Below are 12391 nucleotides of genomic sequence, written 5' to 3' on the forward strand. Positions count from 1 at the left end.
GCTTACAGCGTCCCCTTGGTGGATGGAACTGCGTCCGCTTTGCGGGAATCAATCTCCACCGCTTGCCGCAGGGCACGGGCCAAAGCTTTGTAACAGCTTTCCACAATGTGGTGGTTGTTCGAACCGTAAAGATTTTCGACGTGCAGAGTGATGCCGGCAGCAGTCGCAAAGCTATGGAACCAATGCTCGATGAGCTCCGTATCCCACTCGCCCAGACGCGGCATCCCCAGCGAGACCTTCCATACGAAATAGGGACGGCCGGAAATATCAAGAGAACAACGTGTCAGCGTTTCGTCCATCGGCGCATAAGCTGTACCATAGCGCGTAATTCCGCGCTTATCCCCCAGCGCTTGAAGAACTGCCTCGCCAATCGCGATCCCGGTATCCTCGGTCGTGTGGTGCTGGTCGATATGCAAATCGCCGACCGCGTTTACTTTCAGATCAATCAAAGAGTGCCGGGACAATTGTTCCAGCATATGATCCAGAAAGCCGATACCGGTCGAAACGTCATATACTCCGCTTCCGTCAAGATTGACCTCAACATCAATCGACGTTTCGCTTGTCTTTCGGCTGATATTCCCGGTGCGCATGGCCGCCGCTATACGGATAATATCGCGCTTGGCAAGTTGACATGACCACAACAAGCATCTTGATTTCAGCGGCTCCTCGGTCCACCAAGCGCGCATGACCGATGAGCATATCGATAGCCTGATTCCCTATGATGACGTCGTGCAAGAGGCGTTACGCGCCGTTGTCGGACGCGTACTTGGCGATGTGGCTGTCAATGGATTGCCCGGCGACCATCATTTTTACATAACTTTCAAAACGCAAGCACCCGGTGTTTCCATTCCGGTTCATCTTCACGAACGTTTTCCGGACGAGATGACGATAGTGCTTCAGCACAAATATTGGGATTTGAAAGTCGAATCGGACCATTTCGAAGTTGGCCTGTCCTTCAGCCAGATTCCTTCGCATCTGGTCATTCCCTATTCCGCCATCACGGCATTTGTGGACCCTGCCGTTGATTTTGCACTGCAATTTCATGTCGATGCGGGCGAAAGCGGTCCGGAGCCCCACGATGAGGCTGGTAATGACGAGCCTACCGTACTTGTAGAAGATGGTTCCAACGTCGTCAGTGTGGATTTTGGACGCAAAAAATGACGGGTAAAACCCGTACGGAATTTGACAGCTTTGGTCCTATAGAAGTTCCTGCGTCCGCATATTGGGGTGCGCAAACCCAACGCAGCATTACCAATTTCCCGTTCCCTCCGCAGGAACGAATGCCATTAGGTATCGTTTACGGCCTGGCCCACGTCAAACGCGCGGCTGCCCGAACGCACAAGGCATCGGGTGCGCTTTCAGCTGAAATCGCGGACGCCATCGTTGCCTCTGCTGATCGCATCCTGGGAAAAGAGTTTGATGACCAGTTTCCGCTCGTAATCTGGCAAACCGGAAGCGGCACGCAATCCAATATGAATGTGAACGAGGTCATTGCCGGTATTTCGAATGAGATTCTCACCGGCACGCGGGGCGGAAATTCTCCGGTGCACCCCAACGACCATGTAAACAAGGGGCAGTCCTCGAACGATAGCTTCCCCACCGCAATTCACGTCGCTGTTGCCCAAGCAATCCACGGCTCATTATTGCCTGCCCTCGCGATCCTAACCGAAGCTCTAGGGTCTAAATCTGAGGAATGGGCCGACATCATCAAAATTGGCCGGACACATCTGCAAGACGCAACTCCACTTACGCTCGGACAGGAATTTTCAGCTTATGTCGCCCAGTTGATTGCCAATCGGGCGCGGATTGAAGGCACTGTCGTGCATAATGTTCAAAAGCTGGCACAGGGTGGCACTGCGGTGGGTACCGGATTGAATGCACCCAAAGGGTTTGATCTGGCTATTGCGAAGGACATTTCAGCCGCAACCGGCATCGCATTTGAACCGGCACGCAACAAGTTCGAGGCGTTGGCATCCAATGACGGGCTAGTTCAAATGTCCGGCGCATTAAACACCCTTGCCGTCAGCCTTACTAAAATCGCGAACGACATCCGTTTGCTGGGGTCCGGCCCTCGCTCTGGTCTCGGGGAGCTTTTGCTCCCTGAAAACGAACCGGGCAGTTCGATCATGCCTGGCAAGGTCAATCCCACACAATGCGAAATGCTGACAATGGTTGCAGCACAAGTGATCGGAAATCACCAGGCAGTTACCGTAGGCGGTCTACAGGGCCACCTTGAGTTGAATGTGTTCAAGCCGTTGATCGGTGCCAATGTCCTGCGTTCGATTGAATTGCTCAGCATTGGTATGGAAACTTTCGCCAAAAATTGTGTCGAGGGGCTGCAGCCTGACAAGGACCGGATCGCGGGTCTAATGGAAAACTCGCTTATGCTGGTCACCGCCCTCGCCCCGGTCATCGGCTATGACAACGCCGCCAAAATTGCGAAGCAGGCACATGCGCACGGAACCACTTTGCGCCATGCGGCTTTAGAATCCGGACTGGTTGACGAAGCAACATTCGATACCCATGTCAGACCTCAGGATATGGTGTAGGAGAACCGAAATGTTAAAATCCATCGCTGGAGCCGTTGTTGGCGAAGTAATCGGTCGCAAACGCGGAAACGGGCTTCTGGGCGCTGGTATCGGTCTTGTTGCCACGCGTATTGCAACGCGTTCAATTCCCGGTCTTTTGCTAGTTGGCGGCGCAATTGCGGCAAAAACGATTTACGACAAACGCCGCGGACGTCGCGCCTAATCTGCTTTTCCGGTCAACCAATAGCCGGAACCCGCTGCCTGCCAGTTTTTGACGGCTTCAATGGGTGCCACGAGCATCAATATATTCAATGTCAGATTGTCCCGGATCATCCATCCGGTGAAGACTTCGAATATCAACGCGAGTGCTAACGTCGCTTTCCAGGGCAAGCGTGATGCCAAGAAAAAGCCCAATATCATCCAGACCATGTCGAACATGCTATTGATGATACTGTCGCCTGAATAGCCGTAGGAAATAGTCACTTCGCGATATCGATCGATAATCACCGGCGAGTTTTCCAGTATTTCCCAAGCCCCTTCGACGAAGATTGCCGCGCATAAGGAAAGTCCCAGCGGCCATCGGCGCAGGACCAGACGCCCGAGACCGAAAAATATGAAACCGTGAATGATATGGCTCGGAGTATACCAATCCGCGATATGCTGGCTGTTTTCAGACGATTGGACAATTCCATGCCATAATTTTATCTTGCCACATGCACAGATCGCAGGACGATCCATCGCGAAGAGAATAGCGACCAAAAGTGCAAGAAGCAGCAGAGCGATCAGGACGCTGAACTTACTTACCCGCAATGGCCAATCCATCTCAGCTTCCCCCTTGACGCATGCCTCTTCTTTCGCGCAGTAGCGGCTATGGCCGATAGCAACAACCACAAGCCGCATGAACTCGAACGCAGGGGTCTGCTTTTTGTGCTTTCCTCGCCTTCGGGTGCCGGGAAATCCACATTGTCCCGCATGCTTCTGGAGGCAGATGAGAAGATTGCGCTGTCGGTATCTTATACCACACGTCCGCCACGTCCCGGCGAAGTGGATGGCGTTCATTATCACTTTACCGATGTGCCCACCTTTAAAAAAATGGCTGCTGACGGTGAATTTCTGGAATGGGCGCATGTGTTCGGTCATCGCTACGGCACACCCAAAGCGCCGGTTGAAGAGAAGCTGGCGGCCGGTTGCGATGTTCTGTTCGACATTGACTGGCAAGGCGCACAGCAATTGTATCAGGAAGCCGGTCCCGATGTGGTTCGGGTATTCATCCTGCCGCCGTCAATCGAAGAATTGGAACGCCGCTTACACACGCGGGCGCAAGATAGCGAAGAAGTCATCGCCGATCGCATGAGCCGCGCGAAGTCGGAGATTGGCCATTGGGACGGATATGACTACGTCCTGATCAACGACGATATCAAAACCTGCTTTGACAAGGTCCGTCAGATACTGGCCGCAGAGCGCATGAAAAGACGACGGCAAAAGGGATTGATCGGCTTCGTTCGCGACCTCGCTGCGACATAAGCCTCAGGCCATAACGGCGAGTAACAGAGTCAAACCACCCAATCCCAGAGAAAGATGCCAACGCAACTTCATCCAACCTGCGGGCAAGTGGCAACAGTGTTGCAGCCAGCGATCGGCCAGCGGCGAGGCGATAAGGAAAATCCCAATCCATGCCAATGATGGACCGGGCCATTCCCATCCCCATATCCAGGGCAGATAAGTTGCAAACGCAATAAGACTGGGCGCCACGGCAAGAATGAAAATGGGTCCGGCCGCTGCATCTGTTTTTCGGGCGGTCATGCCAAAGCCCCACCAAATTCCGCCGAGAAAACTGAAAATAAGTGCGGCATAGCCATATGCCGCCGCAAGGCCGGTCCAGCGATATTCACTGTCTGTAAAAACCAGAATGGCGGCCAATATCTGCGGCAGAAGTCCAGAATATCCAGCAATGAGCGCAGTCTGTGGCAAATTGGATGAGCTCGTGGTCGAAATGTTGTTCATGGCGGCGATTTAGCCAGATATGAAAGCTTGAGCGACCTAGGCTTTCACCTATGTTTTTGGTCCGAGAAGGTCCAGAAAACGCACCGCCTGCATAAAATCACTTTCACGGTCGCTTCGGTTTTTCTGTGCCCAGTAATCGGCGCCCCACAACTCTTCTTGCCACAATTCATCAAGGCAGGCCGCATTCCATATTTCTTTGGCAGTCCCCACATTTTCAACCACCGCAAGAGTGGCAATGAGCGAACCAGAAAGATGCGCGAGTTTTGCCATTGCGGCGAGCTCGAATGTCCCGCGCGCAGCCACGACAGCGCGTAACTTTTCAAGCGTCGCCTCGGGTTGGGGTTTGTGAATTATGCCTTCGACCACGACAAAGCTGACATCATAACGCCGACGCGCCCAATCCAGCCAAGGGTCCCAGATTTCGGACTGTCTTTCTGCAAGCGCTTCGCCTTGTGCCGCACGATAGCACATCAAATCTGTCTCGCCATATGCTGCTATGGCTGCGGCAAACGCGTCTCGATCCGGAGCAACGCGATCAATTGCCGCATTTGCAAAGCCGGTCATTGGCATTTGTGTGGGGTCAATATCTTTTTCGACAGACTCCCATTCTACCACCACAGCATCGGCCAACCGCTGTGTAGGCAGCGCCAGTTCGTTGCGGGTCGGGGTTTTAACCGCTCTCCTGTCGAGCCGAATGGCATAGCCATATGTGCCCTGTTCAAGCGTTACTTCTTTCCAAAATCGCTTCATAACTTTGGCGTGCTCTTCCATCGCTTTGACAGAAATACCGGCACCAGCAGAAAATCGACCATACCGACGAGAAACAACAGATATCCGGCCGCCTTCGGGAGGCCAAATACGCCGCGCGCAATAACCGCCAGACCAATAACCAACATCACCGCACCAGTGATGCGGCAGATGTTTATGACCAGAAAGCGGTATTGTGCTTTTGTTTCGTCTTCAGGTGTCATGCGAAATCTCCCAGTAGGGCGGCAAGTTCATCCATGGATTCGGCGATGGCATCGGCACCTGCAGCGCGCAATTCGTCTACAGGGTGATATCCCCAATTTACACCGATCGTGCGTGTACCGGCGGCCCGGCCCATATGAATATCATAAACTGTATCGCCAATAACGACGGCTTGCCCTGCTTCTACACCTGTGTCTGCCAATGCTTGATACACCATAGACGGATGAGGCTTTGAAGGATGGCGGTCTGCAGTCTGCAAAGTAACAAACAGCCCCTTTATAGCATGATGATTCAGGCAGCGTTCGAGCCCACGATCGGATTTTCCTGTCGCAACGCCCAATAACCAGCCGCTTTCATCCATCGATGCCAAAAGCGCGGCCATGCCATCATAAAGCGGCTCATGCTCCAAACCGTTGTTTCGCAAAATGAGATAGGATGCCCGGTAACGATCGGCCATTTCGGAATGCAGCAACGCATCGGAATCGGGCAGTAATACCCGCATGATTTCAACCAGGCTGAGACCAACAATTCGGCGGATGGCATGCCGCGAAGGTGGCACCATTCCCGCTTCCTGAAAGGCATGCTCCATTGCGAGGCAAATGTTAGCCTGACTATCGACCAATGTCCCATCACAGTCGAAAATCGCTAGCTTTCCTGTCACTGTCACGTCACTTCTTTACCATCGGCTTTTTGCGGACAGCCTTTTTGATGACGGGCTTCTTCAACGCGATTTTCTTTGCCGTCGCCAACTGGCTACGCTTTTTGTCCTTTGGCTTTTCCGATACTGTCCCGCGAGAACGACGTTCTCCCTTCCGTTCTTTCCGCGCGGATTTCGCAATATTTGCTGCGAGACGTTTTTTCCCTTCCGCCGTCTCTGAAAATTTTGGCGCATCAAGGACGAGCGCGTCGCCTAGCTCGATGTCAAACCCCAGGTCGGCAAAACTGTCCTGCATGTGCGGCGGCAAATCGGCACGTACGTCAATCTGATGCCCCTGCGGATGATCAATTCGCAAACGGCGCGCGTGCAAATGCATTTTACGGCTGATGGTCCCGGTTAGAAAAGCATCCTTCCCGCCATATTTACCGTCGCCAACGATCGGATGCCCGATGGCCGCCATATGCACGCGCAACTGGTGCGTCCGTCCGGTATAAGGTTGCAATTCCACCCACGCGCATGTGTTGCCCGCTCTTTCGACGATACGGTAACGGGTACGGGCGGACTGACCATTTTGTTCATCGACATGCATCTTCTCGCCGCCGCTGCCCGGCTGTTTGCCAATCGGCAGGTCAATAAATCCATCCGCGATATCCGGGACGCCAACAACCAGAGCCCAATAGACCTTGCGTGCCGTGCGCGACGAAAACGCTTTCGAGAAATGCCCCGCCGACCGCGACGTCCGTGCCAGTAACAATGCCCCTGACGTATCCTTATCCAGTCGATGGACAAGCTTTGGTCGGCTATCCAGCTCGAAAAACAAGGCATCCAATAAACCGTCAACGTGGTTTTCAGTCTTTGTTCCGCCCTGTGTCGCCAATCCTGCCGGCTTGTTTATGACGAGCGCGGCATCGTCCTTATGGATGACCATGGATAGCGCGAATTCCATTTCATCTTCGGTAAGCTCCCGGCGTCTGCGGACTGGCCGCGCATTTGCCGCAGCTGTTGGGTCCGCTGGCGGGACGCGGATCGCCTGCCCTGCCGTTAACCGGTCACCGGGCGTTGCACGCTTGCCGTCCACCCGCAACTGCCCAGTGCGTGACCAACGTGACACGACGTTGAAAGACGCGTCAGGCAGATGCCTCTTGAACCAGCGGTCCAGCCGGATGCCATCATCGTCGGGTTCAACGACAAACTGCCGTATCCCTTTCTCGTCGTTTTTGCTCATGCCCAAAATGCCTTTGCTGCCGTCATTCCGGCAAATAACGCCGCCAATGCAAGAAGCACCGACGCCACCGCATATCCTGCAGCCAATCCCGTATGGCCCTGTTCAATCATCCGAGCCATTTCCAGGCTGAACGCACTGAATGTCGTAAACCCGCCCAGCACCCCGACGCCCACAAACAGGCGTAAAGGTTCAGCCGAACTATCACCCCGAAAGACCCATGCCGCCAATATTCCCATGGCCAGACCGCCTAATATGTTGGCGACAAATGTCGACCATGGCCAACCTTGCCCCGAATAAGGCAATGCCTGTGACAGCCCAAAGCGCAACCCCGCCCCGATGGCGCCGCCCGACATGACAAGAAGGATGGAATACATCCCGCCGCCTTAGCGGGCGAAGGCCAATAAGGGAAGCGGGACAGACGCGGCGGGAATTTGGGTAAAAAATAGGGCGGCACCTCTGCCGCCCCAGGCGCTTCGGTCTGAAAATTCTTTTCAGCGGCCGTTATTGGCCACAATATCTACCGCCGTGCCGCCACCGGATGCCTTGTTAAAGGTGATGAAATAAGCGCCGCCATCATTGTCGCGGGTACCACCCAGCACATGTTCGCCTGCACGGATCTGATGCTCGGCATTGTAGCCCGATTTCCGTGCGCGGGTGTAATAATAGTCGATGACATTTTGCATTGCTGCGGATGTTACAAACGAGACCACTCGGATATCGCAAATGCCACCATCAACACCACCAGCCTCTTTTACGCGACCGCGCGGATAAACCGGAAATTCCGGAGGCATACGATTTGCCCAACCGGCACCATATTGCAGCTTTGCATCGCAGGTGCCTTTGCCACGAGTGACGCCTTGGTCTGCAGCAAGTCCGCCTAATGTAGCGGCGCGACGATCACCGCAATCGGTGCATTCCTCGGCAGCCACAACGGTCGCCTTCGGAGCCCGCATCAATTTAGCGCTATCGAGCGTTTCAATCGATGCGTCACCATTGTAACCGCCATTTGCAGGTGCAGCACCCCCGAGCGGCTTGTCCGACCCTTTGACGCTGTTGACATTGGCATTGTCAGTTAGGTCAGGGTCGACGAGAATTCGGTCGTTCAAAGCCGCGTTGGCTTCAGGGTCGCTGCCCTTTCCAACAAGCTTGTTATCCAGATCCGCAACCGCAACATCATTCGCATTTTCATTGCTGCAGGCAGCTAATGGCAAAGCAAGCGCCATTCCCAGCAAAAGCGGGAATGTGAGGCGTGGAAAAGCACGTTTTATGCGGAATCCTGATTTCTTCATCCTGTAACGCTGCGTCCAGAATTCGGCAAAAGCTAGTCCGAAAGGTGGTTAACAGACGTACCGAGTCGCATTTACCCTACGCTTCTGGCCGCTTTGTGCCAGTGCGGGACAGACGCGATGGAGAAGTTAACGCCGAACGCCATTGCGACGAGGTCACATGCATTAAAATTTCCAGATCAGGGCGGGTTAATCTATTTGACCACACCGCGATAGCTGATCGTCTTTTTTGCCCCGGCGGCGATAGGATCGACAAAGACCCAGCGTACATGTGTCACATCTTCAGGACCTGCGGCTCGCTCAACTTCAGCCGTGCCCGCTGCGTCTTTCGTTTTGACCTTTAGATTGGCCAGCTTTCCCCAAGTAAGGCCCCCATCCACGGATACGTCGGCCCAGCTTTCTGTCGCCGATGTGAAGCGTACAGGAGCGGGCATGGGATTAGTTGCGACAAAACCCGGCACGGGTTCCACTCCGGAATTCTGTACCTGCAACGTGAAAAGCACCTTGTCACCAGGCACTACAACAATATCATTCGGCGTGAACAATTTTACTATTTCGCGACCGTTCGGTCCCACTTCGACTCGTTCAATCTTTACATCACTTGTCAAAGAAATAGGCGAACGAGCCAATTCCTGTGCTGCCAGTTGAACCGGGCTCATTACCACGCCGATTGAAATTGCCGTCAGAGATACAAATCGAAATACGGCTTTCAACATCCTCTTATTCATTGCTTTCCTGTCTTAATCGAATGATTACCAACCGGGTCGTTCCCAGTGTATCTCGGTACAAGGGTGAATGGGTAGCAAAATCTGCATTTCTCTTATGTTAATCTGGTGCCCTCATGTCAGCCACGCCATCGTTTCAAGATATTGTCGCTTTGATGAATTCTGACGGAGAACTGCGCTTACGCGTTATTCCGGGCGCCAAGGTTGAAAAGCTCGGCATCGAAAATGAAACCCTCAAAATCTGGATCCCCGCAGCACCGGAGGATGGCAAGGCAAACAAAGCTGTAATTGCACTCCTCACCCAGAGGCTGAAACTCCCGAACAATGCCGCGACGATCATTTCAGGACAAACAAGCAGGGACAAACGGATAAAAATAACCTTGTCCGAATGATTTTGTCCCCGAAAACCGCCATTTATTAGCGTTATGGTAACCAACCCGGTTTAGGGTGTATTTCTTATGAACCGGTTTCTTTTACCCTTGGCTGATGTGGATTGACGATGGCCGTCGCAAAACTTTTCCGTAGTTTTCCCGGTGTGGGCTCCAGCGATAGCGCACGTTATGGCTCTGTTGCCGTCATCACCGCGGCCGACGCGAACCGCAGGCTGGAGGTTCTGGACGATTTCGAACATGCCGGCATTGGCTGGCTATGGGCAACAGATGCAGATTATCGGCTGATCTATATATCCGAAAATGCTGCGGAAAAGCTGAGCCGTCCGATTGAGGAATTGCTCGCACAGCCATTGACCGCCTTGTTTGAAACCGACAGCAGCACAAGCGGGGAACGTTCCGACAGGTCGCTCAACTTCCAATTGACCGCTCGAAACAAAATTATCGATCAAACTGTCCGCTTTGCCTTGAATTCGGAACAGGATGAAGGGCGTCACACATGGTGGTCGATTTCGGGTCATCCCAAATTTGATAAGTCCGGCCACTTTCAGGGCTATCGGGGCAGTGCGAAAGACATCACGGTCGAATATGAACGCAAACTGGTTGATTCCCGTTTGGCGGAGTTTGACTCGCTTACCGGACTTGCGAACCGCCATCGCATGGACAAGAAACTAGAAAGCATTTTGTCGGCTTACAAATCTGCCAAGCGCAGTTGCACGCTCATCATGCTCGATCTCGACCGGTTCAAACATGTCAACGATACCCTTGGTCACCCTGCGGGCGATGATCTGCTTTGCCAGGTTGCGCGGCGGCTGGAGCGCGTTGTCGGGGCACGTGGCGAAATAGGCCGCTTAGGCGGCGACGAATTCCAGATCATTCTGCCCGACCTTGATGACCGCGGCAAACTGGGTGAACTTGCGAATAAAATTATCCAAATTGTATCCCAACCATACACAATCGAAGACAAGCGCGCGACGATAGGAACCTCGGTCGGTATTGCCATCGCGCCCTATGACGGCATCGACAAACTGGACCTGATCCATAACGCGGACCTTGCACTTTATGCTGCCAAAAATGGTGGGCGTGGGCAGTTCCGTTTTTATTCCGCCGATCTTAAGGATGAAGCTGAAGAACGCCGATTACTGGAAGAAGGTCTGCGCGACGCGCTCGCGAATGAATTGCTGGAACTGCATTATCAGCCAGTCGTTCGCACCGAAGACAATATGGTGGTGACGTTCGAGGCACTGATGAGGTGGGAGCATCCTGAGCGCGGTACCATTGGGCCCGATGTTTTTGTCCCTATTGCAGAGGAATCCGACCTCATAAACCAGATCGGTGCCTGGGCCTTGAACAAGGCATGCCAGGATGCAATGAAATGGCCGAAATCGGTTCGCGTCGCTGTTAATGTTTCTGCTGCCCAATTCGCACATTCAGATTTGATCGAAATCGTCACACATGCGCTTGAATCTTCTGGCCTGGAACCCAATCGCCTTGAACTTGAACTCACGGAAAGCGTGTTCATGGGGGATGGAGAGACGATCGACGATATCTTCCGGGCCCTGAAAGAACTGGGGGTCCGCCTGGCACTTGACGATTTTGGTACCGGCTATTCGTCACTTAGCTATCTGCGTTCGGCTCCGTTCGACAAGATCAAAGTCGACCGTACCTTTGTTGATAGCTGCACGCAAAAAGACCAGAATAGCGCCAAGATCATCGCAGCCATTATTGGCCTTTCGGACGCGTTGGGAATGGAAACTACTGTCGAAGGCGTCGAAGCTTTCGATCAGTTGGAAGTTGTAAAATCCAAGGGTGCTCGGTTCATTCAGGGATGGATCTATTCCAAGGCACTTCCCCAGGAAATGGTTCTGCATCGCCTGAAATGCGGCGATCTTAGCATCGAACCGGATGGCCCTGAACGTCATCGACCTGAACGGCGTTCGGTTTTCCGCCGAATTGGCGTCATCCATGACGATCATCGTTATGATGCGTTGATGCGTAATCTTTCGAAAACCGGCGCGCTTATTGATGGCTTGCTGGGGGTACCGGAAGGTACGGGGCTGGTACTCGATCTCGGTGGCGGTCAACTCGTTGTGTGTACCGTTACCCGGGCGCAGGATGCTATGATTGCAGTCGAGTTTGAAACCCCGCTCGTCAGCGACGGTGCAGGCGGTCTGTGCACCCGCCACCGCGTATCGCCCTATATCTTGGCGGCTGCAAATGTCCCCGGCGTGCCCCAAACGAAACCGCAATTCATTCAGGTCGCCGCAGTGTCCGGACATAGCGTCATGGATTTTCAGGACTGAATGAAAATTCAAGTCCGGTAAAATTGGGCTCCGCGATTGCAGAACAAATAAAGAACATTTATCCTGCGGCTCCGAATCAAGCTAAAGGAGACCCGCCGTGCCCGCTTTGCAGCACGACCACCAACTGCGCGCCGCCGCGAGGGCCATTTATGAAACAGTTTATCCCGGCGAGGAGTGGCCCCCTATAAATTTCGAGGAGGCTGAGCGTTTTGGCACGGTGCATTATCGCAATGCGGTTGCAGCCGCCCAAAATGCATTGGCGCAGCTCCGAAACGACCCCGCGCGCCAGATGATATTGATCTGA

Annotated in this window: 17 protein-coding genes; 7 read left to right on the forward strand and 10 right to left on the reverse strand. The window is 53.6% G+C overall.

The genetic code is table 11. The features are described 5' to 3' along the window. Positions 1 to 2 precede the first annotated feature (2 nt). Complete coding sequence (hisB, locus tag FOM92_RS05600) at positions 3 to 590, reverse strand: imidazoleglycerol-phosphate dehydratase HisB (protein ID WP_143775788.1); 588 nt, start codon at positions 588 to 590, stop codon at positions 3 to 5. 94 nt (positions 591 to 684) lie between these two features. On the opposite strand from hisB, the gene FOM92_RS05605 reads away from it, so the two are divergent. From FOM92_RS05605 to FOM92_RS05615, 3 genes are read left to right on the forward strand one after another with little or no spacing between them, the layout of a single operon-like run. Beyond that, positions 685 to 1161, forward strand: coding sequence for an SspB family protein (locus FOM92_RS05605; protein ID WP_143775789.1), 477 nt, complete (start codon positions 685 to 687; stop codon positions 1159 to 1161). After that, complete coding sequence (gene fumC, locus FOM92_RS05610; RefSeq protein ID WP_143775790.1) at positions 1158 to 2549, forward strand: class II fumarate hydratase; 1392 nt, start codon at positions 1158 to 1160, stop codon at positions 2547 to 2549. The genes FOM92_RS05605 and fumC overlap by 4 nt, the downstream gene beginning before the upstream one ends. A 10-nt stretch (positions 2550 to 2559) precedes the next feature. After that, positions 2560 to 2751: a hypothetical protein gene (locus FOM92_RS05615; protein ID WP_143775791.1), complete on the forward strand. Its 192-nt coding sequence runs from the start codon at positions 2560 to 2562 to the stop codon at positions 2749 to 2751. Here FOM92_RS05615 and FOM92_RS05620 read toward each other — a convergent pair. Next, positions 2748 to 3350, reverse strand: a complete 603-nt coding sequence (locus FOM92_RS05620; RefSeq protein WP_143775792.1) for a DUF2585 domain-containing protein — start codon at positions 3348 to 3350, stop codon at positions 2748 to 2750. The genes FOM92_RS05615 and FOM92_RS05620 overlap by 4 nt on opposite strands. Before the next feature lie 48 nt (positions 3351 to 3398). Between FOM92_RS05620 and gmk the strand changes: the two genes are divergently transcribed. Then, positions 3399 to 4052, forward strand: a complete 654-nt coding sequence (gmk, locus tag FOM92_RS05625) for a guanylate kinase (protein WP_143775793.1) — start codon at positions 3399 to 3401, stop codon at positions 4050 to 4052. A gap of 3 nt (positions 4053 to 4055) precedes the next feature. Here gmk and FOM92_RS05630 read toward each other — a convergent pair whose 3' ends face one another. The 8 genes from FOM92_RS05630 to FOM92_RS05665 all read right to left on the reverse strand — a co-directional run bounded on the left by FOM92_RS05630 (position 4056) and on the right by FOM92_RS05665 (position 9386). Then, positions 4056 to 4532 (reverse strand): DUF3429 domain-containing protein, encoded by a 477-nt coding sequence (locus FOM92_RS05630; protein WP_143775794.1) that lies wholly within the window; start codon positions 4530 to 4532, stop codon positions 4056 to 4058. A gap of 48 nt (positions 4533 to 4580) precedes the next feature. Beyond that, entirely contained in the window at positions 4581 to 5282 is a 702-nt protein-coding gene (locus FOM92_RS05635; RefSeq protein WP_143775795.1) for an ATP12 family chaperone protein, read from the reverse strand. Further along, positions 5279 to 5503, reverse strand: a complete 225-nt coding sequence (locus FOM92_RS05640; RefSeq protein WP_143775796.1) for a hypothetical protein — start codon at positions 5501 to 5503, stop codon at positions 5279 to 5281. The genes FOM92_RS05635 and FOM92_RS05640 overlap by 4 nt, the downstream gene beginning before the upstream one ends. After that, positions 5500 to 6162 carry an HAD-IA family hydrolase gene (locus tag FOM92_RS05645; RefSeq protein WP_143776334.1) on the reverse strand — a complete coding sequence of 221 codons (663 nt, stop codon included), beginning with the start codon at positions 6160 to 6162 and terminating at the stop codon, positions 5500 to 5502. The genes FOM92_RS05640 and FOM92_RS05645 overlap by 4 nt, the downstream gene beginning before the upstream one ends. A 7-nt stretch (positions 6163 to 6169) precedes the next feature. Further along, a complete protein-coding gene (locus FOM92_RS05650; RefSeq protein WP_143775797.1) occupies positions 6170 to 7384 on the reverse strand; it encodes an RluA family pseudouridine synthase in 1215 nt (404 codons plus the stop codon). Next, positions 7381 to 7758 (reverse strand): fluoride efflux transporter FluC, encoded by a 378-nt coding sequence (locus FOM92_RS05655; RefSeq protein ID WP_143775798.1) that lies wholly within the window; start codon positions 7756 to 7758, stop codon positions 7381 to 7383. Before FOM92_RS05655 ends, FOM92_RS05650 begins: the two co-directional genes overlap by 4 nt. Positions 7759 to 7875: 117 nt before the next feature. Beyond that, complete coding sequence (locus FOM92_RS05660; RefSeq protein WP_143775799.1) at positions 7876 to 8595, reverse strand: hypothetical protein; 720 nt, start codon at positions 8593 to 8595, stop codon at positions 7876 to 7878. A 269-nt stretch (positions 8596 to 8864) separates the two neighbouring features. Further along, a complete protein-coding gene (locus FOM92_RS05665) occupies positions 8865 to 9386 on the reverse strand; it encodes a DUF11 domain-containing protein (RefSeq protein WP_170226794.1) in 522 nt (173 codons plus the stop codon). 164 nt (positions 9387 to 9550) lie between these two features. Here FOM92_RS05665 and FOM92_RS05670 point away from each other — a divergent pair, with 164 nt between their 5' ends. From FOM92_RS05670 to FOM92_RS05680, 3 genes are all read left to right on the forward strand, one after another. Then, positions 9551 to 9787: a DUF167 domain-containing protein gene (locus FOM92_RS05670; RefSeq protein ID WP_143775801.1), complete on the forward strand. Its 237-nt coding sequence runs from the start codon at positions 9551 to 9553 to the stop codon at positions 9785 to 9787. 107 nt (positions 9788 to 9894) lie between these two features. Further along, complete coding sequence (locus FOM92_RS05675; RefSeq protein ID WP_143775802.1) at positions 9895 to 12087, forward strand: putative bifunctional diguanylate cyclase/phosphodiesterase; 2193 nt, start codon at positions 9895 to 9897, stop codon at positions 12085 to 12087. A 106-nt stretch (positions 12088 to 12193) separates the two neighbouring features. Then, positions 12194 to 12391, forward strand: a complete 198-nt coding sequence (locus FOM92_RS05680; protein WP_143776335.1) for a hypothetical protein — start codon at positions 12194 to 12196, stop codon at positions 12389 to 12391.

Source organism: Sphingorhabdus contaminans (assembly GCF_007280415.1).
Lineage (GTDB): Bacteria > Pseudomonadota > Alphaproteobacteria > Sphingomonadales > Sphingomonadaceae > Sphingorhabdus_B > Sphingorhabdus_B contaminans.